Here is a 24,450-nt window from a genome sequence, read left to right on the forward strand (position 1 = left end):
TCTCCTATGCACGTTCAAAAAATAAAAAGGAGTTATCGCAAAACCAAATACATCCTCTACAAGGAGACTTTGGTTGATTTCAAAGAACATTCCTGGGCTTTTTTGGGTTCTTTTATTGGCATTGGAATAATAGCCTATTTGCAATCAAAAGCTTTACCAGAATCTGATGTTATATATTTAATTGGATCCTTTGGCGCATCGAGTGTATTGGTATATGGTGTGATTCAAAGTCCATTAGCACAGCCTAGAAACCTTATTGGCGGCCACCTGGTTTCAGCTATTATAGGTGTAACAATTGCTAAATTTGTCCCTGATATTCTATGGTTATCCGCACCGCTTGCAGTTTCCTTGTCTATAGTTTTGATGCAAATGACAAAGACGCTTCACCCGCCGGGAGGTGCCACAGCATTGATAGCCATAATTGGCTCCCCAAAAATTAAAGAACTGGGATACTGGTATGTGCTGTATCCTGTGCTAACTGGCTCACTCATACTCCTTGTTATTGCATTGATTGTAAATAACATGACATCAAAAAGACAATACCCAAATCATAAAAAATACCACCAGTACCGAAAAAGAGTAGCCCGTGTATTTAAAATAAAAAAACTGTAACTTTTTATTCAAATAAGTGATTTGAAAACAAAATACACTTTCCTTCTTTTCTTCAAAAAGACTTTGACATTGATGTATTCCTTTCTCGTGCATACGCAAAAATCTTATTAACAAATCTGAAATCTGAAATCTAAATCTAAAATTATATTTTACCTTTGGACTTTTAATATAAATAAAGATTATGGTTTATAAATTTAGAGTGATTCTAGACGCGGAAGAAGATGTTTTTAGAGACATTGCAATACTTGAAGACGATACTTTAGAAGATTTACACAATGCTATTTTCAATTCTTTTGGTTTTGACGGGATGGAAGTAGCTTCTTTTTATACTTGTGATGAGACTTGGAACCAAGAAGAGGAAATTTCACTTTTTGATACCGGTGATGTTCCCGGTGAGCAAAAAATCATGAGTGACTATCAATTATCTGATATTTTAGACAAACAAAATACCAAAATTCTTTATGTCTATGACTTTATCAATATGTGGACATTCCTTGTAGAACTTGCTGCTGTAGAAGACCAAGTGCTGGGTAATTTATATCCGGAAACTATTTTTTCTCATGGGGAAATGCCGGATGAAGCGATGGAGAAAAACTTTGAATCTGACAATGCCGATAACTATAATGATGAATTTGAAGATGGCTTGGACGAAGATGATCTGGACATGTTTGAAGGCGATGATAGTTTTGAAGACTATGGATTTGAGGAGAATTGGAATTAGCCCTCTCCCCAACCTGCTCCAAAGGTGAGGGGAGACTAACCATATAAAAATAAAATGAATGTCCGTATTGATACCCAATGAACATTTTTTTACGTGGCTTTCTTTGTTAGGTATGATTCCAGACAATTATAAAAAAAATCAACAAATACAAAATTACGTCTCATCTACCCCTCCTTAGGAAGGGACTGAGGGGAGGAAATCTTATAAAAAACATGATCAACTTAAATAACACACACATCGAGAACTTATCCATTCATAGAGTGGGTAATAAAAGCAGAAACGAAGCCATTTTTTTATCAGAGCAGCCTTTTAATTTAAATGATGAAATTGTTCCCTTGATGAAAGAATTTTTCTTTAAACCCTTTAGAGAAAAAGAAGAAAACTATTTTCAGTTTGCCCATGAAATTGATTTGGATTACAATGATATGTTCAAGTTTGCAACAGAAGTTTTTGACAATCCAAGCAGCGTTCATGAGATTTCTAAAAAAATCACAACCCACTTATTTGAGCAATCCAATCATCCGCATATCAAGAATGGCGAAGTGTACGTTACATATTTATCTAACGTAAGTATTGATAATAATGTCGTGGATGCGATAGGGATTTTCAAAAGTGAAATACAAGCAGATTTCTTGCAGTTTGAAGAAAAAGCAACCCATTTAGAGATGATTTTGCAACAAGGTGTGAGTTTAAACAAGTTAGATAAAGGCTGCATCATTTTTAATTATAAAAAAGAGGAAGGATACAAAATCCTGACTGTTGACAGCAACCGCTACGATGCCAGATACTGGCTAGAGCATTTCTTATCAGTAGATGCTTTTGAGGATGAAAACTTTATCACTAAAAAGTATTTAAAATTTTGTCAGAACTTTGCTAAGGATGTTGTTTTCCCAGCCGAGGACAAGAAAGAAGAAGTAATGTTCATGAACCGTTCCGTGAACTATTTTGCCAAAAATGATCAGTTTGAAGAAACTAATTTCCTGAACGAAGTTTTAGACAATCCAGACCTTATTCCTGAATTCAAGAACTACAAAATGGACAAAGGAGAAAAATACAGTATTGAAGATGTTACTTCTTTTCCTATTGCAAATGCAGCAGTTTCTGATGCTAGAAAATCAATCAAAAACATCATTAATTTAGACACACATATCCAAATTAAAATGGATTTTATCAATCCTGAAAGTGCTGAAAAATATGTTGAAAAAGGATGGGACGAGGAAAAACAAATGTATTACTATCTCGTTTATTTCAACAAAGAAGAGAAGAGCTAGTTTAAGTTTACAGTGTTCTATTGCCGTTTAAAGTACCAATAATGATATCAATCTCCAATTACGAAAGTGTAATTGGAGATTTTTTTTAGAAATAAATACAAAAACCAACCTTGTAAATTTACGGTTCTTAAAAACTACCAAAAATGGCGCATCCATTTTTCAAAGAAAGTCCGTTTAAAACCTTGATTTCATTTCATAAGCTTATCGAAGCCTTAGAAGAAATTGCGGGTGCCAATGTAGATTGTCACGTAAATTATGCCAAAGCATTACTCCTAAAAATCGAGCGTTTTCCAGTTTAAACTAGGTAATTTTTTTAAAACACAGCAATACCGTGATTCAACTGAAAAACAAGGAAATTTATACTTTTGTTTTGAATAAAGTACTGGTTTTGAAATTTCTGGTAATAAAATGAAAAGCTGCACTCATGATACCGCCCATTGATTTTGCACTTTTAAAATTCAAATCATTGGTGTACCGATAAAGCTCTAATCGCAATTGTTCAATATGTGCCTCGGGAGCAATTACGTCCTCGCGCATAATTTTCAACAACCGCTTGATCCTGTTTTCGGCAGAAAGGATTCTTTTGGCTAAAACGGCTCTTTCTTCATCCTTATATTGCTCTATGGAACTGTTTTGAAGCTTTTCTTTAACTAATTTTACCATGGGGTAATTTTCTTTAAAAAACTGAGGGCGGTACACTTTGAAGTTTCCTTCGTAGCATTGCTGATCAAAATCAATAGCACGTATTTTATAGACCACTTGATCAAAATCATGGGTGGGCACAATTACATAATTATAGGAACGCATATCCCCTAATAATCGAATCATACAGCGTTCATTGAACTTGACAAATTCTTTGGCTATTTGCGCTTTTTCTGTTTCGGTGCAATTAATGAGCAGTGTTTTCATAAACACATCACCAGGAATCCCCATAATATGCTCTTCTATTAAAGTGTCTTCATATACTAAAAAATTTATTTTGTCCGGAGAAAGAATATGCTCTAACTCCAGTCCGTAAATACGAGAAGCATCTGCTTTTTTAATATAAAAATGGGTGTAATTATCATTTAGTATGTTCCTGACTTTTATTCGAAAAGGTTTTGAATTTCCAAAAGTGCAGTAATCAATGGAATCCACATTCAAGAATTTGATAATCCCCAGATTACCGTCAGAATGGAGTAGTGAATAGATTTTTTTTAGATTCAAATCAATTTCTTCTCGCTCAAAATCATTGTAGTATACCCGTATCCATAACGTATCCTGGTCATTTTTATCATAGACCGTTATTGATCCGGAAAAACGCAATAAGTCATCGTAAAAAATAGAAACTTTTGACAAGCGATCAAACCGTCCCAAGTATTCTAAAAGTGATTTATTTACAGGATAGGATGGTTTTTTAAAAAGCATTACTGGCTCACTCATTGAAAAAAAAATTTAATACAAAATTACGATAAATTAAGGCGTTGCTTGCGATTAGTTTCTAAAAGATATTTTAATAAATTCTCATTTTTTTTCATAAAATAAATACTGACTAGACAATAAGATATAAATAGCAAAACCATCATTTTATGTTAAAAATATTTGATACAAAAAAAAATAACCTTTATATTTGGTAGTCTCCAAGACTCTTTAACTATTTAAAACCTACTGATGAAGAACAAACTAGAACTTTATTTCAGGGCGGCTCAATCAGCTAAGATTGGAATATGGAAAATGGACCTGCAAACGAATCACATTTTTTGGGATGCGGTTACAAAATGTATTCTGGAAGTTCCTGAAAATTATGAACCCATAATTGGGAATGGAATTAATTTTTACACCATGGGTGAGAATAGAGACCGAATCAAAGTTCTTATTAATAGTGCAATAAATCACGGGATTCCATTTAGTGATAAATTTGAGATTACGACCGCAAAAAACAATATCAAATATGTAGAATGCATTTGTCAAGTCGATGTGATTGATGGAAAAGCAGTATCTCTACTAGGTACTTTTCAAGACATTACAAAGGAGCAAAATCTAATCAATGAACTTCAGCTCAGTGTTGAAAAATTCTCTTCTGTTTTTTCCAGTGCCAATGATGCCATCCTAATTATAGATACCTCTAATGGTATTATTACAGACTGTAATTCCAGATCCACCGAACTTACCGGATATTATGATTCGGAAATCAAAGGAATACACCATTCGAAACTGTTTCCTATGACATTTAGAAAAGAGCTTCGTTTTTTCTTGAAATACAATTTAACAAAGAATGAATATACTGTCAACGAAACATCCTTAAGGACCAAATCTGGAAAATCAATTGCTGTTGAAATTGCTTCAGGCAAAAAATTCATGGTGGACAACATTACCTATTTAGTCTGTTTTGTCAGAGATATCAGCGAAAGAAAAAATGTTGAAGCAAAAATGAGTTTGCTTTCCCTAGCAGCCTCCGAAACTACAGACACCATTGTAATTGCAAATCCTAACGGTGAAGCAGTATGGGCAAATCAGGCTTATTTAGACCTTACAGGGTTGAAAATGGAAGAAGTAATAGGCCAAAAACCCGGCTATGCCTCTAAAGGTCCAGAAACGGATGAACAAGCCAGCGAATTCCTGCGAAAGGCAATTCAGAATCAGGAAAGTATAAAAATCACCATTCTTAATTACACTAAAAACAAAGAAAAATATTGGTTTGAACTTAATATAACAACGGTATTTGACAGCCATAATACCTTTATTCATTTCATAGGCGTAGGCCGAAATGTAACCTCAAGAATTGAAAAAGAAATAGAGTTAAAAAAATTATTGGATATTACCAACATTCAAAATAATAAATTATACAATTTCACGCATATTGTTTCCCACAACATCCGCTCCCACACCAGCAATCTATCTATGGTAATTGATGTGATAGATCATACCGATGATATTACTGAAAAACTATCTTATTTTGATTTATTCAAAGAAGGCACCCAAAAACTCTCTGAAACAATTGAATATTTGAATGAGATTATAACCATTCAGCAAAAAATAAATATTGAAAAGAAAGGAATTCGCTTAAGGCAAGAAATTGAAAAAACAAGAATGGCTTTGAGTCAGGCCATCAAAGAGAGTCAAATAGTAATTACTCACACCATTCCTGACCATTTGATTGTAAATGCTATCCCCGCTTATTTAGACAGCATATTACTTAACTTATTTACCAATGCAATTAAATATAAATCCCCCCATAGAACTGCAACTTTAGAAATTAGCTACGAAGCTAAAGACAATTACAGCATTATCAATTTCAAAGATAATGGTTTGGGATTAGATTTAGAAAAAAATGGTCACAAGCTTTTTGGTATGTACAAAACGTTTCACGGCAATGAAGACGCGAAAGGAATTGGATTATTCTTAACCAAAAACCAGCTGGAAGCCATGGGTGGAAAAATTGAAGTAGAAAGTGAAGTGGGGCAAGGTTCTAATTTTAAAATTTATTTATATGAAGAATAAATTAACATACATCATTGACGATGATAAATTAAATGTAAAATTGATGAGCATTCTCATTTCTAAAAATAAGTTTTGTGACGAAATTGAATCTTTTCATAATCCCCAATTAGCCTTAGATAAATTAAAACATTGTTTTGATACTAATGAAAACCTGCCGGACACTATTTTATTAGATTTAAATATGCCGGTCATGGATGGTTGGCAATTTTTAGATGAATTTTTGCTGATAGCCTTAGAAAAAAAAATTATAATTTTCATCATGACATCCTCAATTGACCCTAATGATATTGAAAAGACAAAAAAATACCGTGTAGTAAAAGACTATATCGACAAACCTATTACGGCACAAAAATTAGATTTATTACGTAAATTAATCGAAGAAATAAACTAATATTAATTTTAGAGTACCAAAATCATACCTTATTCGTCCTATATAAAATTATAAAGATGAACCCTTTGGAAACGATACTCTTTATTAAAAATCTCCACAAACGTTATGGCACACTTCAAGCTTTAAAAAACGTTTCTTTCGAAATACAAAAAGGTACTGTATACGGGATTCTAGGTCCTAACGGCAGCGGGAAATCAACTACTTTAGGAATTGCGCTGAATGTGGTCAATAAAACCTCCAGTGTATACCGCTTTTGGCGGGACAATGGAAACTCATGAAGCCTTGAAAAAAGTGGGTACCATTATTGAAAGACCTAACTTTTATCCCTACATGACGGCTAAGGAAAACTTAAAGTTGGTTTGCAAAATCAAAGGAATCCAATCTGCAAAAGTCAGTGAAAAGCTGGAATTTGATACTGGCAAAGTAATAAAAGGCGATTTTTCAGTAAGAAGATAATATAAATTTTGTTATTTTTAACACATGAAAAAAACTTTACTTATACTCATCATTCTTTTTTCCATAAGTTGTTTTTCGCAGTTTAGTAAAACACATTATATTCCGCCTCTTACGGCGGCAAGTAATAATTTACCTGGTGATCATTATTTATATATTTCTACTCCTAGTATTACCAATGTAAAACTTGAAATTACAGCAATTGGCGGAGCGACTATTTCAGCAACAGTCAATAACAGTAATCCTTACAGACATGATATTGGACAAGGAATCGACACACAGTTATTTACTTCTAAAACTCAAATAGGAGTTATTGCTAATAAAGGTTTCATTGTTGAAGCTCAAGATTTAATTTATGTAAGCGTTAGAGTCAATGCCGGTAGAAATATACAAAATGGAATAGTATCGTATGCACATGCAGGAGGATTAGTGTCTAAAGGAAATAGTGCATTAGGTAAAACTTTTAGGCTAGGCGCCATGTTAAACCCTCTTTTAGACAGCAGCTTACTAAATTTTGCCTCCATTTTATCCACTGAAAATGGTACCAAAGTAACCATCTCTAATATACTTAATGGAACAGTATTGTCTAATGGAATTATTATTTCTGGTGATATCGTAGTTACTCTTGATAAAAATGAAAGTTACGTGCTGGCTATGGATAACTCCCCAAACACAACACCTTCAAACAGTTCAAAAATGATTGGTGCGCTAGTAGTAAGCGACAAACCAGTTGTTGTAAATTCAGGTTCGTTTGGCGGTAGTAATAGCACATTTCTCAATAATGGGCAACCAACAGGGAGAGATCTTGGTTTTGACCAAATCGTTTCAGCAGAAAAAACTGGGAAAGAATATATTTTTGTCAAAGGTCTTGGTACCGATGAATTAGAACGTGTGTTATTGATAGCAAATGAAGATAATACCAAAATATTTTTAGACGGCGTTACTCTTTTTAAAACATTAAATAAAGGTGAATATGCTGATATTGATGGAAGTAAATTTACTAATGGAAACTTATACGTAACTACATCTGAAAACGTATTTGCGTATCAAAGTATTGGGGGAGGTAATTCTCCTGCCAATCAAAATTTATTTTTTGTCCCGCCCTTAAATTGTGCAACGCCAAGCATTGTTGATAATATACCTTCTATTGAATTGATAGGAAGCACAATTTATAATGGCGGATTGAATATCGTTACTGAAACAGGAGCTACCGTGACTGTAAACAACAATACGCTCAATAATAACACTGCTATTCCTGTAACAGGAAATTCAGGTTTTGTGAGATATACAAGTAATGGTTTATTCGGCAATATATCAGTAAAATCCACCAGACAAGTCTATGTTTCTTACTTTGGGACAAATGGCGCGGCTACTTATGGCGGTTATTATTCCGGTTTTGACACAAAACCAGAAATTGTAACTGATAAAATTACAGTATCTAATTCAAATTGCATCCCAAATGTTATTCTAAAAGTAAGTTCACTTTCATCATATGATAGTTTTGAATGGTATTTCAATAACGCAGTAATACCTAATACAAACAGCAATTCTTATACCCCAACGCAGCCAGGTTACTATCAAGTACGAGGCAGTATTTCAGGATGTAATTCTCCACCTGTATTGTCTGATTTAATTCCTGTTAGTACTTGCGAAACAGATACAGATCTTGACACCGTAAATGACAATATTGATCTTGATAATGACAAAGACGGTATTACAAATTGCACAGAATCCTATGGAAATCAAGTCTTGGATCTTTCAAATCCTTCAAATGGAACTGTAGCAGTTGGTCTTTACTCCAATTCATTTACTGGAACAATTACCACGTCAACAACTGCAAGTACAACGCCATTTATTGGAAGCAGTGACGGAAGTTTTATTTCCAATGTACCAGCAGGAAAAGGAAACTTTGTTAGTTATAAAATGACTTTTTCTAATCCAATCAGTTTGGAAATGAAATATGTAAATATAGCTAGTGCAACTGATTTATTGAATGCAGATGCTGAATACATAATGAATTCAGATGTTAATAAAACCATCACGGTACTAAATCCAAGTGACCAACTATTAATTGATACTAACTATGATGGTATTTACGAAAGTGGAGTAAAACAATTTTCCTCATTTGAAATCAGATTTAGATTAAAAAGTATCACTCCATTGGCTGCAGGAACAGCAACATTTCAGTTTCTAACCAATTTATCGAAATCTATTACTTTTTCACACAAAAACTTATCAGATGTCAACGCTAATAAATCAACATTAGCGATCAGTGCAGTGTGCGTTCCTAAAGACAGCGACAATGATGGGATTGCAGATCAGTTAGACAACGATAGCGATAATGACGGAATTGCTGACAATATTGAAGCACAACCAAACACTGCAGTAGCTGTAACAAATAGCGATACAAATAAAAACGGTATCGACAACGCTTACGATCCAGGACTTATACCGATGGATACTGATAGCGATGGTGTCCCTGATTATTTGGATTTAGATAGTGATAACGATGGGATTTTAGATTCAATAGAAACGGGAAATGACCTTGATTCTGATGGAATCAGAAATTATCGTGATTTAGATGCTGATGGTGATTTATGCAATGATGTCATCGAAGCCGGATTCTTAGACCCAAACAATGACGGAGTATTGGGCAATAATCCAGTTTCAGTAAATACAAATGGTCAAGTAATAAGCGGCGTAGGATATACTACACCAAATAGTAATTACACTACCGCTGCTCCTATAACTATAACAACACAACCAACAGTTTCGCCAACTTGTGAACTACAAAATGCAGTAATTACTCTAGCTGATAATGGCGGAAACACCTATCAATGGCAAGTATCCACTAATGGAACCATTTGGACTAATATTACTGATGACGCAACATATTCTGGAGTAACTACAAATTCATTGACTGTTACCAATGTAAAAACCACAATGAATGGATATAAATATCGTGTAAAATTAGATAAAATTGGAAACAGTTGTGGCTTAATTTCAAATGACACTACTTTAATCGTATATACGTTACCAACCGTGAATAATACAACCATTATTCAATGTGACGAAGATTTAAATGAGGTAACCACATTTAATCTAACGGTTAAAAATGATGAGATTTCAAGCAATTTTGCAAATGAAACCTTTTCTTACTACACTTCATTTTTAGGTGCTACAACGGCAAACGCTTCAGAGTTAATTAGTACGCCTAAGGCTTTTACGAATACAACACCTAGAATTATGAAAGTATATGCAAGAGTACTTAATTCTAATGGTTGTTTTAGTGTAGCTGAATTGACCCTAAAAGTTTTAGCAACACAAATTCCAAGTACATTCAATAGAAAGTTCGTGCAATGTGATGATTTATTAGACATAAACGGCAATAACAATGCAAACAATGATAAAAGAGATGGTGTAAGTACTTTTGACTTTAGCAGTGCAAAAACAGATATAAAGAGTTTATTACCCGCGGAAAATTACACAATAACATTTTATCGCAATCAAGCCGATGCGTTAGCAGAAATAAATGCAATCACCAATATATCTAATTACAGAAATATTGGTTACGTAAACACTCAAGAAATTTGGGGCCGCGTAGACAGTGATACAGATAATGCTTGTTATGGCTTGGGACATTACGTAACACTTACAGTTGAAAAACTTCCGTTTGCTTACGCTGTGTCTATCCCAAGACAATGTGATGACAACCAAGATGGAAAATATACTTTTAATACAGCTACATTAGAATCTGATTTAAAACAAGGACAAACTAATGTTACTGTTACTTATTTTGATCAAAATAACAATTCGATATCAAGCCCATTTCCTTCAACCTATACTACAGGCACACAAACGATAAAAGCAATTATTACTAATAATTCAACTTTAAAGTGTTTTGACGAAACGTTGATAACATTCACAGTGGATGATCTTCCAGAAGCTTTCCAAGTAACTGTAAATTTAACAACCGTATGTGATGATGAAATAGATCCTTTGTTACAAGATGGTAAGTTTGGTTTTGATACGAGTACTTTTCAGAATACGATTTTAGGAAATCAAACAGGAATGGTTGTCAAATATTTTGATGCAAATGGAGCTTCATTATCTAGTCCGTTGCCAAATCCTTTCATTAGCAGCACCCAAAACATTACAGCCGTTGTGGAGAATACTGCTAACTCAACCTGTAAAGCTTCAATTATTTTACCTTTCATTGTAAATAGTTTACCACCTATAAACTTAAATTCTGATGGATCAGAAAACGAATTGGTCTGTTCGAACCTTCCTACTTTTTTTGTAACACTAAATGCAGGGATTCAAGATGGATCCCCAACTACTGACTACACCTATAAATGGTTTAAAGATAACGTTCTTCTACCAAATGAGAACAACTACACGCTAGATGTAAATCAAGAAGGAAACTACACTGTAGAAGTAAGAATAGTTTCAGGATGTTCTAGAATTCGAACTATAAAAGTTACAGCTTCTGATATTGCTAGTATTACCAGCATTGATGTAATTGATTTAGCAGATACAAATACGGTAACCGTTAATGTATCCGGAAAAGGAATTTATGAATACAGTCTTGACGAACCATTTGGACCTTTTCAAGATTCAAATTTCTTTGATTATGTACCAGCTGGAATTCATGAAGTATACATCAATGACAAAAATGGTTGTGGAACAGTGAGCCAAAAAATAGCCTTAATTGGCGTACCTAAATTTTTCACTCCAAATGGAGACGGCCAAAATGATTATTGGAATGTAAAAGGAGTAAATGCTGATTTTAATGCAAATTCTACCATCTATATTTATGATAGATACGGCAAATTACTAAAACAAATTACAGCTTCCAGTCAAGGCTGGGACGGTACTTTTACAGGGCAGCCATTACCCTCTGATGATTATTGGTATACCATAAAATTAGCTGATGGAAGAGAAGCTAAAGGTCATTTTAGTTTGAAACGATAAAACAATTAATAGGGCATGCCACCATAAATAGAAAAGGCCTACTTATCATTATGCGGAATTAGCCCTTTCTATTTATGCTGTCGGGCTATCCGCGCTACTTCGGTAGCTTGCTGCTATCCATCATGCAAATCCCGGATAATATTATTTATGAATATCAATTAATCTAAATTTTATGGTACAATACCGTCATAGTTAAAATGTGTCGCAAAAAAATAACTGATATTTACACCTCACAAGAGGCCATTAAAATTGTGTAGCAAACAGCGAATTAAAACCAATAAAAGGGATCTAAACACCAAAAAAAAAGCCATTCGAATCAACGAATGGCTTTTCAGTTTTATAAAAATAAAATTAGATTTTAAATCTTTTTCTATCCGTTTCTGTCAAATATATTTTTCTCAAACGAATCGATTTTGGAGTTACCTCAACATATTCATCTTTTTGAATGTACTCTAAAGCTTCTTCAAGAGAGAAAATAACTGGAGGAATAATTCTAGCCTTATCATCATTTCCTGATGAACGAACGTTAGATTGTTTTTTCTCTTTAGTTACGTTGACACACATATCATCGCTACGGGAGTTTTCTCCAATTACTTGACCTTCGTAAATTTCATCATTAGGATTGACGAAGAATCTACCACGATCTTGCAATTTATCGATAGAGTAAGGAATCGCTTTTCCTTTTTCCATAGAAATCAATGACCCTTTGTTACGTCCAGAAATTTCTCCTTTGTAAGGCTCATATCCTATAAAACGGTGTGCCATAATAGCCTCACCAGCTGTAGCAGTAAGCAATAGGTTACGCAATCCAATGATTCCACGAGACGGGATATTGAATTTTATGATCATACGCTCCCCTTTAGTTTCCATACTCAACATTTCTCCTTTACGGAAAGAAACAAACTCTACCGCTCTTCCAGACAAATTCTCTGGTAAGTCGATTGTCAATTCCTCAATTGGCTCACATTTTTTACCGTCAATTTCTTTGATGATAACTTGTGGTTGCCCAATTTGTAACTCATACCCTTCTCTTCTCATTGTTTCAATAAGAACAGACAAGTGAAGTACTCCACGACCAAAAACCATGAACTTATCCGCTGAATCAGTTTCACCCAATTTCATCGCTAAGTTTTTTTCCAATTCTTTATTCAACCTGTCTCTGATATGACGAGAAGTTACAAACTTACCTTCTTTCCCAAAAAAAGGAGAGTCATTGATGGTAAATAACATACTCATCGTTGGCTCATCAATAGTAATTGTTTGTAAGGCTTCCGGATTTTCAAAATCAGCGATAGTATCCCCAATTTCAAAACCTTCAACTCCAATAATTGCACAAATATCTCCAGCAATTACTTCTTGCACTTTTTTACGACCTAATCCTTCAAAAGTATGTAATTCTTTAATACGTGATTTCATGATTACACCATCTCTTTTGCACAAAGAAATCTGCATTCCTTCTTTCAAAACACCTCTTTCTAAACGACCAATAGCGATACGACCTGTAAAAGCAGAGAAGTCTAATGAAGTAATCAACATTTGAGGAGTTCCTTCTGATACTTTAGGAGCCGGTACATTAGCAATAACCATATCTAATAATGCTTCCACATTATCAGTTACGTTTTCCCAATGATCAGACATCCAATTGTTCTTAGCTGATCCGTAAACTGTTGGAAAATCCAACTGCCACTCTTCTGCTCCTAATTCGAACATTAAGTCAAAAACTTTTTCATGCACTTCTTCAGGAGTACAGTTTTCTTTATCTACTTTATTAATAACAACGCATGGTTTCAAACCAAGGTCTAGTGCTTTCTGTAATACAAAACGAGTTTGTGGCATAGGCCCTTCAAATGCATCTACTAGTAGACAAACACCATCAGCCATATTCAATACACGCTCTACCTCTCCACCAAAATCGGCGTGACCAGGAGTATCAATAATGTTGATTTTTGTTCCTTTGTATACTACAGAAACATTCTTTGAAGTAATGGTAATACCTCTTTCACGCTCTAAGTCGTTGTTGTCAAGGATTAAGTCACCTGTATTTTCGTTATCGCGAAATAACTGACAGTGATACATAATTTTATCAACCAAAGTTGTTTTACCGTGATCGACGTGGGCAATAATTGCAATGTTTCTAATAGATTCCATCTGTGATTTTTAATGGGTGCAAAGGTACACTTTATTTTGATATAAAAAATATTTATGTAATAGTTTACATATTCTTAACGCATTAGACACAGAAATAGGTCTTTAAAAAAATCACGAAAAATAAGTTATTATGTTCTTTAATAATTCACAAATAATTATTTATATTTGAGTAATGAAAAGTAAAACCAATCAAATAATTATCATTTACATTGTAATTTCAATGTTTGTAGCAACCATTAGTCATAAATTATTACAACCTTTTATTTCTGATTCAAACCACCAATTTTACACTTTCACAAAAGACATCTTATACATATTTTTAACCGGAATAATTTTCAAACTCATTTTATCAAAAAATGACACTCGAAACATATCCATTTTTGAAAAGCTGAAAAACACAAATGATGAAATAAAGGAATCGAATGAACAATACCATATTGTAGCAAAAGCGACAAGTGATACTATTTGGGATTGGAAAATACAAGAAGACAGCTTTTCTTGGAACAAAGGTATTGAAACTGTTTTTGGCTATAAAGAATACGAAGTTGGTAATAGTTCAAAATGGTGGTTTGATAAAATTCACCCCGAGGACAGTATTAAAATGTCTGTCAAACTCTACTCTTTTATCGAACAAAAAACCGAAAACTGGCAAGATCAATACCGTTTTAAATGCGCTAACGATTCCTATAAGTATGTTCTTGACAGAGGTTTTCTCTTGAAAGATGAAAATGGGAAAGCCGTTAGAATGATTGGAGCCATTCAAGACATCACAAAACAAAAAGAAGAAGAACAAAGACTAAAATTGCTAGAGACTGTTATTATTCAATCAAAAGATTCCATCATCATCACCGAAGCCAATTCGATCGACGGAAATATCCCAAATATCACCTACGTAAACCCGGCTTTTTCAATCATGTCAGGATACAATTCCGAAGAAAGTATAGGAAAATCTCCAGAACTTTTTAATAGTCCCAATTCAGATTACGAGGAATTAAAAAAACTGATAGCCGCTATACAAAATAAAGAAGAGTGCATTATTGAAACCATCAGCTATACAAAAAACAAAAAAGAATACTGGGTACGCTTCTCCATGATACCAATATACAATACTGATAACGAACTTTCACATTGGATCTCCATCCAGAGAGACATCACTGATGAAAAAAAACAAGAAAAGGAAAAAGAACAGCTTATTCGAGAGCTAACACAAAATAACAAAGATCTAAAACAGTTTTCGTACATTACTTCACACAACCTTAGGGCTCCATTATCAAATTTGACAGGACTTTTGAACTTAATCGAAGACATTCCTATTGATAATCCAGAGTTAAAAGAAATTTTATATGGCTTCAATAAATCTACGCATTTATTAAACGAAACCATTAATGACTTAGTCAAAGTAATCATCATCAAAGACAATCCATCAATCAAAAAAGAAGCAGTACTTCTTCAAGATATTTTTGAAAATGTGTTCAATCAACTCAACTTTCAAATTGAATTATACAAACCCATTATAAAAATTAATTTTGAAAAAGTTTCAATTATCAACATCAATAAAGCGTATATAGAAAGCATTTTACTAAACCTATTAACCAACGCTATAAAATACAAATCCGAAAATAGAAAACTAAAAATAACAATCACAACCAGCGAAATTGACGACACAATTGTATTAATTTTCAAAGACAACGGAATAGGCATCGATCTGGAAAGAAACAGAGATAAAGTTTTTGGCCTTTACCAGAGATTTCATAATTATCCGGACAGCAAAGGATTAGGGCTCTATTTAGTAAAATCTCAAGTTGAAACTATGGGAGGAACAATTAATATTGAAAGTGAAGTCAATAAAGGAACTATATTTACATTAACTTTTAAAAATAAATAATATGTTAGATACAATTTTATGTGTTGATGATGACCCAATAACACTTATGCTATGCAAAAAAGTAATCAACAAATCATCCTTTTCTAACGAAATAATTACTTCTCAAAATGGCGAAGAAGCGCTGAAATACTTTAATACTATCAGACAAAATAATGATGACAAACACCACCATCCGCAATTAATTTTTTTGGATCTAAATATGCCCGTAATGGGAGGATGGGAATTTCTGGATTATTTTAACAGCCCGGAGTTTTCAGATTTTAGTGCTATTAAGGTAATTGTACTTTCTTCTACAATTGATCCGGAAGACTTAGAAAAAGCAAAAAAATACCCCATGGTAATTGACTTTTTATCAAAACCAATAACCCTATCTATGCTTGAATATTTAAAGAATAAGATTAGCTAATATTACCCATAAAAAAAACTCCCATCCTAAGAATGAGAGCTTTTTATTTATATAAAATAAATTGTTTTAATTACAATTTAGCAACAAGCTTCGTTAATTTAGATTTTAAATTAGACGCTTTGTTATCATGAATGATATTCTTTTTAGCTAATTTATCAATCATAGAAATCACGTTTGATAATTTAGAAGTAGCATCTACTTTATCAGTCGCTATTCTTAATGCTTTTATAGCATTACGAGTAGTTTTATGTTGGTATCTATTTAATACTCTTCTCTTTTCGTTACTTCTAATTCTTTTTAGAGCTGATTTATGATTTGCCATTTTATTATGTTTTTATCTTTTACTATATTTTTGTAGTCCGTAAGGGAATCGAACCCCTGTTACCAAGACGAAATCTTGGCGTCCTAACCCCTAGACGAACGGACCATTATCCCCTAAGTTTTATCAATTAATCAAAATTGAATTTGTAGCCCGTAGCGGAATCGAACCGCTCTTACATGGATGAAAACCATGCGTCCTAACCGATAGACGAACGGGCCATTTTCCCTCTGAGTTCGGGATCACTTTAACCTGCAAAAAAAATAGTAGCCCGTAGCGGAATCGAACCGCTCTTACATGGATGAAAACCATGCGTCCTAACCGATAGACGAACGGGCCCTGCTTCTCTAATGCGGATGCAAAAATACAACTATTTTTGAAACGTACAATAGTACATGCAAAAAAAATTATTTTTTTTTAATATGCCTTCGCAAACAGTACTCGGCCTACTGAGTTTTCACCAGTAAAAACGCAGCTTCCCGCTTCTTCTATTCGGTCTAAAGGGATGCATCTGATGGTTGCTTTCGTTAAGTCTTTAATCTTTTCCTCAGTTGCTGCAGTTCCATCCCAATGTGCTGATACAAAACCTCCTTTCGCATCTAAAACCGCTTTGAACTCTTCAAAACTGTTTACCTCAGTAACATGTGTATTTCTATATTGCAATGCTTTTTCAAATAATTCTTTTTGAATTTGCGCTAGTAAATCGTTGATATACGTTTCAATTCCATCTTTAGAAACGACTTCTTTAGTCAATGTATCTCTTCTTGCAACCTCAAAAGTTCCATTTTCTAAATCTTTAGGACCTACAGCAATCCTAACCGGCACCCCTTTTAATTCCCATTCTGCAAATTTAAAACCAGGCTTTTGAGTGGTTCTGTTATCATATTTGACAGCGATTTGTAATTTTCGCAAAGCCACAGTCAAAACAGTTACTGCTTCAGTTATTGCCGCTAATTGTTCCTCTGTTTTATAAATAGGAACAATCACGACCTGAATAGGCGCTAAACTAGGAGGCAATACCAGGCCTTGGTCGTCTGAATGCGTCATCACTAATGCCCCCATCAAACGAGTAGAAACACCCCACGAAGTTCCCCAAACATACTCTTGCTTTCCTTCGGCTGTAGCAAATTTGACATCAAATGCTTTAGCAAAGTTTTGCCCTAAAAAATGTGAAGTCCCCGCTTGTAATGCTTTACCATCCTGCATCAACGCTTCGATACAATAGGTTTCTTCTGCTCCAGCAAAACGCTCGGTTTCAGTTTTTATTCCTTTTATAACTGGAATTGCCATAAAATTCTCGGCAAAATCAGCATACACATGCATCATTTTTTCTGATTCTTCTACCGCTTCTGTTTTAGTAGCATGAGCGGTATGCCCTTCTTGCCATAAAAATTCTGCGGTACGCAAAAACAATCTCGTTCTCATTTCCCAGCGCACCACATTTGCCCATTGGTTAATCAGTAATGGCAAATCTCTATACGATTGTACCCATCCTTTATAAGTAGACCAAATAATAGCTTCACTTGTAGGACGTACAATTAATTCTTCTTCTAATTTTGCATTGGGATCCACCATTAGTTTACCAGGTCTGTCAGGATCGTTTTTTAATCGATAATGGGTAACAATAGCACATTCCTTAGCAAAACCTTCTGCATTTTTTTCTTCGGCTTCAAACATGCTTTTAGGAACAAATAGAGGGAAATATGCATTTTGATGTCCGGTTTCTTTAAACATTCGATCCAACTCCGCTTGCATTTTTTCCCAAATTGCATATCCGTAAGGCTTGATAACCATACACCCCCTCACCCCTGAATTTTCGGCTAAATCGGCTTTGACAACCAACTCGTTATACCATTTTGAATAATCTTCCGCTCTTGTAGTTAAGTTCTTACCCATGTTTTATATTTTGGCACAAATTTTGTTTAATATTTATTTAACTAATAATTACGCAAAACTAACTATTTTTGTATTGTCCAACAATAAAAACTCCACATATATGAAAACTACCCCTTTTTCCGCCCCGAACACATCAATATATTATACGATCAGTTTTTTAACACTATTGTTGGCCTCTTGCAGCTCTTATCAAAACAGTTCGTACTATGATTCTGACGGAATATATGGTAACACTTCCTACAAAATTACTGAACGAGAACCACAAAATGATCCAAATAACCAATATACTGCGTATTTCAATTCACTTCAAAACAACTACCAATCCAATGAAATTTTTACAGATGTAGATACTTACAGTGATTATGATTTAGAAAATGACACTCTTCAGGAAAACTACACTACTTATCCTGGATGGGGAGGTAATGCGCAATCCGTAAATGTCTATGACAACGGATGGGGTATGAATAACTGGTACGGAAACAACTGGGGCATGAATAACTGGTACGGAAACAACTGGGGATTTAACGGTGGTTTTGGATGGGGAATGAACATGGGATTTGGGTGGAATAACTGGTATGGCAACAATTGGGGATGGAACAACTGGTATGGCAACAATTGGGGATGGAACAACTGGTATGGAAACAATTGGGGATGGAACAATTGGTACGGTAACGGCTGGGGAAACTATGGAGATGGTCAAAACAATGTCAATTATTCTTCTAATGCAGGCCGAAGAGGGTCTTCGTATTCCAATTCAAATACGATAAACAACACCAATCAAACAAGCAGAGAATATTCCCGAAACCAAACCAATACCACTATTGGCAGACGAACTAATAACGCCAACTTTAGAAACAACACCACTGATTTGCGACGAAACGCAACGAATAGCATCAACCGAACAAGTCCTACATTCTCTAGGAATCAAGGTCAACCACAAAACAGTTCGTACAATACTCCCAGAAGAAGATCCGATATAAACAATGTGCGCAATCAAAACAATGCGCCTTCACGATCTTTCACACCAACAAGAAATGACAACAACAGCCCGTCGTCTTATAGCCCTAGTTCAAACATGTCCAGATCTAATAATTCAGGTGGCGGAAGATCTAGTGGTAGTGGTGGTGGTAGATCATCTGGCGGTGGTGGAAGAGGTGGAAGAGGATAAAAAATAGTGCGGAACCATCCTTTTTGATAAAAATTAAATATCCCAACAAAAAATGAAAAAACACCTATATTTATTACTCGCTGGCTTATCGTTTACCGTAGCCCAATCACAAGAAATTTCTGATGCACTTCGGTATTCACAGGACAATTTAAATGGAACAGCCCGTTTCAGAGCCATGAGCGGTGCTTTTGGAGCGCTTGGGGGCGACCTGTCATCTATCAATGTAAACCCTGCTGGTTCAGCGGTGTTTACCAATAATCAAATGGCTGTTACATTGACTAACTTCGATACTAAAAATAATTCAAATTACTTTGGCGGGACAGCAACAGAGAAAGAAAACTCCTTTGATTTGAATCAAGCAGGAATTGTATTTGTTTTTAATACCAGAAACCCAAACAGCAAGTGGAGAAAAATTTCCTTAGCCATAAATTATGAAAACGCCAATAATTTTGATAATGGGCTGTTTTCCGCAGGAACCAATCCAAACAATTCTATAGCTAATTATTTTTTGAGTTATGCCAATAATGGGAACGGTGGTGCTCCAGTTCCTCAAGATTTTGTAAACACAAATCCGGGAGAATCTATATCCCAATTGTATTCTTTCTTGGGTAGCAATCTTCCAAATGGTCAATATCCTAATTTAAGTGGCTTCGCAGCTCAGCAAGCTTTTTTGGGGTATCAAGGTTATGTTTTAAATGCCGCAGACGAGTCCAATAACAACTCTACTTTTTTATCCAACGTTCCTGCTGGAGGAAATTATTATCAAGAAAATTCCGTTTACAGTACGGGATACAACGGAAAATTATCCTTTAATGCAGCAACCTCTTATAATGACCAATTCTATTTTGGACTAAATTTAAATTCTCACTTTACTGATTTCAATAAATCGTCTAGCTTTTACGAAGACAATAGCAACCCATTAGGCACTAATGATCAAATCACAAGAGTACAATTTGACAATGATCTTTATACTTACGGATCGGGATTTTCATTTCAAGTAGGTGCTATTGCAAAAATTACTAACGAAATTCGAGTAGGTATGGCCTATGAATCTTCTACATGGTATACTTTGAACGACGAGCTTTCACAAAAGTTAATTACGGTAAGCGGCAATTCAACCGGTGAATTACCGCAAGATGTGGTAGACCCGCAAGTGGTTAATGTTTACGAGCCCTATAAATTGCAAACGCCAAGTAAGTTGACCGGGAGTTTTGCCTACGTATTTGGAAAATCTGGATTAATCAGTATCGATTACGCTTTTAAAGATTACAGCGACACCAAATTTAAACCTGAAAACGATCCCTTATTCAGAACCTTAAATAATGACATGAATGAATTGCTCAACGTTACCGGAGAGTTAAGAATAGGTGCCGAATATAAAATTAAGGCATTAAGTCTAAGAGCAGGATACCGGTACGAACAAAGTCCGTATAAAAATGCCGTAACCGTGGGTGATTTAACTGGGTATTCCGCAGGTTTAGGATATAATTTTGGATCTACCAAACTGGATTTAGCCTATTCCTATGCCAAAAGAAATTCCCAACAAGGTTTTTTTAACCAAGGATTCACTGATGGAGCAAGTATAGATGCTATTAACAACAATGTTTCTTTGACACTATTGTTTGAGTTGTAACGTCCTGAAAAATGAATTAGAAAAATCCGTTTCGTGATTGTGAAACGGATTTTTTTTAGCCCTGATGGCAGTGAAAATCCTCCCGATTATTTTCGGGAGATTACTTCCTCTAGTAGTCATTTTTATAGGAGTTCAGTGAACTTTGTTTGTAGCGTACAGCAGGAATAGCTCCTTAAAAAGTGTAAAAGAAACAGAAACAAGTTCCGTTTGAATAAAAAAGTGTAATTTTGCAAAATTCCCAAATTATCGGGATTCTAATGTTATGAGAACGAAGTCTTTAAAAAAGAATAAAATAAACGTGATCACTCTTGGGTGTTCAAAAAATGTATATGATAGTGAAGTGCTTATGGGTCAGCTACGCGCAAGCGGCAAAGACGTTACGCATGAAGCTCCGGAAGCCGAAGAGGGAAATATCATTGTAATAAATACCTGCGGATTTATTGATAATGCCAAGGCCGAATCTGTCAACATGATTCTGGAATATGCGGACAAAAAAGAAAGAGGATTAGTTGATAAAGTATTTGTTACTGGATGTCTGTCCGAGCGTTACCGACCTGATTTAGAAAAAGAGATTCCAAATGTGGATCAATTTTTTGGAACTACAGAGCTACCACAATTATTAAAAGCCTTGGGAGCGGACTACAAGCACGAGTTGCTTGGAGAACGACTGACTACAACTCCAAAAAATTATGCCTATCTAAAAATTTCCGAAGGTTGTGACAGACCATGCAGTTTTTGTGCAATACCCTTAATGCGAGGAAAAAACGTTTCACAAACAATTGAAAAACTGGTAAAAGAATCCGAAGGTCTAGCAAAAAATGGCGTTAAAGAATTGATCTTGATTGCTCAGGATTTGACGTATTACGGATTAGATATCTACAAAAAAAGAGCGCTTGGAGAACTACTGGAAGCTTTAGTTAAAGTAGAAGGAATTGAGTGGATTCGTTTGCATTATGCTTTTCCAACCGGTTTTCCTATGGATGTACTGGAAATCATGAAACGCGAACCTAAGATTTGTAATTACATTGATATTCCGTTGCAACACATTTCAGATTCAATTTTGAAATCCATGCGTCGCGGAACAACGCAAGCAAAAACAACAAAATTATTAAAAGAGTTTCGCGAAGCAGTACCTGGAATTGCAATACGCACCACTTTGATCGTAGGATATCCCGGAGAAACACAAGAAGATTTCAATATATTGAAAGACTGGGTTCAGGAAATGAAATTTGATAGAATGGGCTGTTTTGCTTATTCTCATGAAGAAAACACACATGCCTATTTACTGGAAGATGATGTTCCAGATACTGTAAAACAAGAGCGCGCCAATGAGATTATGGAGTTACAATCACAAATTTCATGGGATTTAAATCAGGAAAAAGTAGGTCAAACGTTCCGATGCATCATCGACAGAAAAGAAGGTGGCCATTTTGTAGGCCGAACTGAGTTTGACAGTCCAGACGTAGACAATGAGGTTTTAATAGATGCATCAAAACATTATGTAAAAACAGGAGAGTTTGTGATGATCAAAATTATCGAAGCAACGGAATTTGATTTGTACGGAGAACCGGTATAATTTTTTAAACGATTTTTTAATATTTTAAAATGCTACACATGAAAACAATTCAATCAGTACTAGTGATCACATTTGTATTATTATCAGTCCACACCATTTCAGCACAATACGGAAACGGCGGTTATAATAATGGATATGGAAACGGGAACGGTTACGGAGGAAATCGTAGGATGAATAGCGGAATGGATCAAACCAGAACTCCTGAAAAACCTAAAGAAATTCCTGTTGAAGTTTCAGTTGCTAAAATAATGGAAACTATAAAACCGGAACTTAATCTGGATGAACTCCAAGTGGTAGCAATGTCTAATATCTTCATTGAAAGCTTCAGAACTCAAGGAATGCTTCTAAAGGCAGAAACCAGTCAGGAAGATAAAATTAAAAACATCGAGGCACTATCTGAAGTTACCGATAGAAAATTAATGGCATTATTAAATGAAGATCAGAAGGAAAAATTCATTATTTTAAAAAAAGAGCAGAAAAATCCAAAAAAATCAAAGTCTAAAAAGAAATCGAAATAATCGTTTTTTTATTTCATTATAAAACTCAAATCCTAATGAGAAATATTTTTTATACCCTATTTTTCGCCCTTGCTATTGCTGCTTGCTCCACAAATCCATACAAGAAAACTGAAAAGGTATATGACACCAAACTCAAAACATTAAAAAAAACGATTTCTAATAAGGATCCTAAACCCCTTCCGGTTGTTCCTCCGGTTGAATTAAACAGAGATACATTATACACGCAGCAATTACATACCTATAAGGATACTATTTTCAAAATGGGATCTACGTTTTTGGAGAATGGAATCAATACAAAATGGATTGGTACCGTCAATTTTAATTTACGCAAGCCTAATTTTATCATTATTCATCATACAGCGCAAGATTCATTGCAACAAACCATAAATACATTTACAAAAACAGAAACTCAGGTAAGTTCCCATTATGTAATTTCAGATGATGGTAAAGTCGTACAAATGCTGAATGACTACCTAAGAGCCTGGCATGCCGGAAATGGCTCTTGGGGAAAAAATACGGATATTAATTCAGCTTCTATAGGAATTGAACTCGACAATAACGGATCCGAAGTGTTTTCAGAATCACAAATCAATAGCTTATTAGCCCTTCTAACTAAGTTAAAAAAAGATTATAACATTCCTGCTCAAAACATTTTAGGTCATGCGGATATTGCCCCAACCAGAAAAAAAGATCCCAGCGCCTTATTTCCCTGGAAAATTTTAGCCGAAAAAGGTTTTGGAATTTGGCCTGATGAATTTCTACAAACAGCTCCTTTTGATTTTAATGTCGATCAGGGATTACGAATTATTGGGTATGACACTAAAAACATATCTGCTGCTATTATTGCTTTTAAACTTCATTATATTCAAGATGAAGTTACTGATGTTTTAGATGAGAAAACAAGAAATACCATTTATTCTATTTACAAACAACAATAGCAAAAGCCCCTAAAACAATCCTAAACGGTTTTTTGAATTTTCAAAGAGCCGTTTTTTGTGT

At 34.6% G+C, this 24,450-nt stretch carries 18 protein-coding genes, 3 tRNA genes and 1 pseudogene; 15 read left to right on the forward strand and 7 right to left on the reverse strand.

The window, feature by feature from the left end:
* Positions 1–6: 6 nt before the first annotated feature.
* From EKL97_RS05355 to EKL97_RS15555, 4 genes are all read left to right on the forward strand, one after another.
* Positions 7–612 carry an HPP family protein gene (locus EKL97_RS05355; protein WP_126460409.1) on the forward strand — a complete coding sequence of 202 codons (606 nt, stop codon included), beginning with the start codon at positions 7–9 and terminating at the stop codon, positions 610–612.
* Positions 613–793: 181 nt separating this feature from the next.
* Positions 794–1,333, forward strand: coding sequence for an IS1096 element passenger TnpR family protein (locus tag EKL97_RS05360; protein ID WP_126554398.1), 540 nt, complete (start codon positions 794–796; stop codon positions 1,331–1,333).
* A gap of 212 nt (positions 1,334–1,545) precedes the next feature.
* Positions 1,546–2,604, forward strand: coding sequence for a nucleoid-associated protein (locus EKL97_RS05365; RefSeq protein WP_126568376.1), 1,059 nt, complete (start codon positions 1,546–1,548; stop codon positions 2,602–2,604).
* Between the two features lie 143 nt (positions 2,605–2,747).
* Positions 2,748–2,903, forward strand: a complete 156-nt coding sequence (locus tag EKL97_RS15555; protein WP_158614916.1) for a hypothetical protein — start codon at positions 2,748–2,750, stop codon at positions 2,901–2,903.
* A 58-nt stretch (positions 2,904–2,961) separates the two neighbouring features.
* Here EKL97_RS15555 and EKL97_RS05370 read toward each other — a convergent pair whose 3' ends face one another.
* Positions 2,962–4,026, reverse strand: a complete 1,065-nt coding sequence (locus tag EKL97_RS05370) for a hypothetical protein (RefSeq protein ID WP_126568377.1) — start codon at positions 4,024–4,026, stop codon at positions 2,962–2,964.
* Positions 4,027–4,254: 228 nt separating this feature from the next.
* Here EKL97_RS05370 and EKL97_RS05375 point away from each other — a divergent pair, with 228 nt between their 5' ends.
* The 4 genes and pseudogenes from EKL97_RS05375 to EKL97_RS05390 all read left to right on the forward strand — a co-directional run bounded on the left by EKL97_RS05375 (position 4,255) and on the right by EKL97_RS05390 (position 11,902).
* Complete coding sequence (locus tag EKL97_RS05375; protein WP_126554397.1) at positions 4,255–6,084, forward strand: PAS domain-containing sensor histidine kinase; 1,830 nt, start codon at positions 4,255–4,257, stop codon at positions 6,082–6,084.
* On the forward strand, positions 6,074–6,475 hold the full coding sequence (locus tag EKL97_RS05380) for a response regulator (protein WP_126460394.1): 402 nt from the start codon (positions 6,074–6,076) through the stop codon (positions 6,473–6,475). The genes EKL97_RS05375 and EKL97_RS05380 overlap by 11 nt, the downstream gene beginning before the upstream one ends.
* 65 nt (positions 6,476–6,540) lie before the next feature.
* Positions 6,541–6,883, forward strand: a pseudogene (locus tag EKL97_RS05385) (ATP-binding cassette domain-containing protein); the annotation flags it as partial.
* Between the two features lie 72 nt (positions 6,884–6,955).
* Entirely contained in the window at positions 6,956–11,902 is a 4,947-nt protein-coding gene (locus EKL97_RS05390) for a T9SS type B sorting domain-containing protein (RefSeq protein WP_126568379.1), read from the forward strand.
* A 351-nt stretch (positions 11,903–12,253) separates the two neighbouring features.
* Here EKL97_RS05390 and typA read toward each other — a convergent pair whose 3' ends face one another.
* On the reverse strand, positions 12,254–14,050 hold the full coding sequence (gene typA / locus EKL97_RS05395) for a translational GTPase TypA (RefSeq protein WP_126456299.1): 1,797 nt from the start codon (positions 14,048–14,050) through the stop codon (positions 12,254–12,256).
* Positions 14,051–14,222: 172 nt separating this feature from the next.
* On the opposite strand from typA, the gene EKL97_RS05400 reads away from it, so the two are divergent.
* Both EKL97_RS05400 and EKL97_RS05405 read left to right on the forward strand, forming a co-directional pair.
* Positions 14,223–15,935 (forward strand): PAS domain S-box protein, encoded by a 1,713-nt coding sequence (locus tag EKL97_RS05400; RefSeq protein ID WP_126460388.1) that lies wholly within the window; start codon positions 14,223–14,225, stop codon positions 15,933–15,935.
* 1 nt (position 15,936) lies between these two features.
* A complete protein-coding gene (locus EKL97_RS05405; RefSeq protein ID WP_126460385.1) occupies positions 15,937–16,341 on the forward strand; it encodes a response regulator in 405 nt (134 codons plus the stop codon).
* A gap of 70 nt (positions 16,342–16,411) precedes the next feature.
* On the opposite strand, the gene rpsT is transcribed toward EKL97_RS05405, so the two are convergent.
* From rpsT to proS, 5 genes are all read right to left on the reverse strand, one after another.
* Positions 16,412–16,663 (reverse strand): 30S ribosomal protein S20, encoded by a 252-nt coding sequence (gene rpsT, locus EKL97_RS05410; RefSeq protein ID WP_091166799.1) that lies wholly within the window; start codon positions 16,661–16,663, stop codon positions 16,412–16,414.
* 33 nt (positions 16,664–16,696) lie between these two features.
* Positions 16,697–16,768 (reverse strand) — tRNA-Glu (locus EKL97_RS05415).
* Between the two features lie 41 nt (positions 16,769–16,809).
* Positions 16,810–16,881 (reverse strand) — tRNA-Glu (locus EKL97_RS05420).
* A gap of 46 nt (positions 16,882–16,927) precedes the next feature.
* A tRNA-Glu gene (locus EKL97_RS05425) sits at positions 16,928–16,999 on the reverse strand.
* Positions 17,000–17,077: 78 nt separating this feature from the next.
* Positions 17,078–18,556, reverse strand: a complete 1,479-nt coding sequence (gene proS / locus EKL97_RS05430; protein ID WP_126554393.1) for a proline--tRNA ligase — start codon at positions 18,554–18,556, stop codon at positions 17,078–17,080.
* Positions 18,557–18,656: 100 nt separating this feature from the next.
* Between proS and EKL97_RS05435 the strand changes: the two genes are divergently transcribed.
* From EKL97_RS05435 to EKL97_RS05455, 5 genes are all read left to right on the forward strand, one after another.
* On the forward strand, positions 18,657–19,724 hold the full coding sequence (locus EKL97_RS05435) for a hypothetical protein (protein WP_126568381.1): 1,068 nt from the start codon (positions 18,657–18,659) through the stop codon (positions 19,722–19,724).
* Positions 19,725–19,776: 52 nt separating this feature from the next.
* On the forward strand, positions 19,777–21,357 hold the full coding sequence (locus tag EKL97_RS05440) for an OmpP1/FadL family transporter (RefSeq protein WP_126561912.1): 1,581 nt from the start codon (positions 19,777–19,779) through the stop codon (positions 21,355–21,357).
* Between the two features lie 262 nt (positions 21,358–21,619).
* Positions 21,620–22,933 carry a 30S ribosomal protein S12 methylthiotransferase RimO gene (rimO, locus tag EKL97_RS05445; protein ID WP_126460374.1) on the forward strand — a complete coding sequence of 438 codons (1,314 nt, stop codon included), beginning with the start codon at positions 21,620–21,622 and terminating at the stop codon, positions 22,931–22,933.
* Between the two features lie 38 nt (positions 22,934–22,971).
* The gene (locus EKL97_RS05450; RefSeq protein ID WP_126460371.1) at positions 22,972–23,451 is read left to right on the forward strand and encodes a hypothetical protein; all 480 of its coding nucleotides are present in this window, start codon (positions 22,972–22,974) and stop codon (positions 23,449–23,451) included.
* Positions 23,452–23,486: 35 nt separating this feature from the next.
* Positions 23,487–24,389 carry an N-acetylmuramoyl-L-alanine amidase gene (locus tag EKL97_RS05455; protein ID WP_126554391.1) on the forward strand — a complete coding sequence of 301 codons (903 nt, stop codon included), beginning with the start codon at positions 23,487–23,489 and terminating at the stop codon, positions 24,387–24,389.
* The last annotated feature ends 61 nt before the right edge of the window (positions 24,390–24,450 follow it).

The sequence above is a fragment of the Flavobacterium sp. LS1P28 genome (assembly GCF_003970335.1).
Classification (GTDB): Bacteria; Bacteroidota; Bacteroidia; order Flavobacteriales; family Flavobacteriaceae; genus Flavobacterium.

Coding starts and splice junctions, on each gene's coding strand:
- EKL97_RS05355 (WP_126460409.1), top strand. CDS start 7: ATGCACGTTCAAAAAATAAAAAGGAGTTATCGCAAAACCAAATACATC.
- EKL97_RS05360 (WP_126554398.1), top strand. CDS start 794: ATGGTTTATAAATTTAGAGTGATTCTAGACGCGGAAGAAGATGTTTTT.
- EKL97_RS05365 (WP_126568376.1), top strand. CDS start 1,546: ATGATCAACTTAAATAACACACACATCGAGAACTTATCCATTCATAGA.
- EKL97_RS15555 (WP_158614916.1), top strand. CDS start 2,748: ATGGCGCATCCATTTTTCAAAGAAAGTCCGTTTAAAACCTTGATTTCA.
- EKL97_RS05370 (WP_126568377.1), bottom strand. CDS start 4,026: ATGAGTGAGCCAGTAATGCTTTTTAAAAAACCATCCTATCCTGTAAAT.
- EKL97_RS05375 (WP_126554397.1), top strand. CDS start 4,255: ATGAAGAACAAACTAGAACTTTATTTCAGGGCGGCTCAATCAGCTAAG.
- EKL97_RS05380 (WP_126460394.1), top strand. CDS start 6,074: ATGAAGAATAAATTAACATACATCATTGACGATGATAAATTAAATGTA.
- EKL97_RS05390 (WP_126568379.1), top strand. CDS start 6,956: ATGAAAAAAACTTTACTTATACTCATCATTCTTTTTTCCATAAGTTGT.
- typA (WP_126456299.1), bottom strand. CDS start 14,050: ATGGAATCTATTAGAAACATTGCAATTATTGCCCACGTCGATCACGGT.
- EKL97_RS05400 (WP_126460388.1), top strand. CDS start 14,223: ATGAAAAGTAAAACCAATCAAATAATTATCATTTACATTGTAATTTCA.
- EKL97_RS05405 (WP_126460385.1), top strand. CDS start 15,937: ATGTTAGATACAATTTTATGTGTTGATGATGACCCAATAACACTTATG.
- rpsT (WP_091166799.1), bottom strand. CDS start 16,663: ATGGCAAATCATAAATCAGCTCTAAAAAGAATTAGAAGTAACGAAAAG.
- proS (WP_126554393.1), bottom strand. CDS start 18,556: ATGGGTAAGAACTTAACTACAAGAGCGGAAGATTATTCAAAATGGTAT.
- EKL97_RS05435 (WP_126568381.1), top strand. CDS start 18,657: ATGAAAACTACCCCTTTTTCCGCCCCGAACACATCAATATATTATACG.
- EKL97_RS05440 (WP_126561912.1), top strand. CDS start 19,777: ATGAAAAAACACCTATATTTATTACTCGCTGGCTTATCGTTTACCGTA.
- rimO (WP_126460374.1), top strand. CDS start 21,620: ATGAGAACGAAGTCTTTAAAAAAGAATAAAATAAACGTGATCACTCTT.
- EKL97_RS05450 (WP_126460371.1), top strand. CDS start 22,972: ATGAAAACAATTCAATCAGTACTAGTGATCACATTTGTATTATTATCA.
- EKL97_RS05455 (WP_126554391.1), top strand. CDS start 23,487: ATGAGAAATATTTTTTATACCCTATTTTTCGCCCTTGCTATTGCTGCT.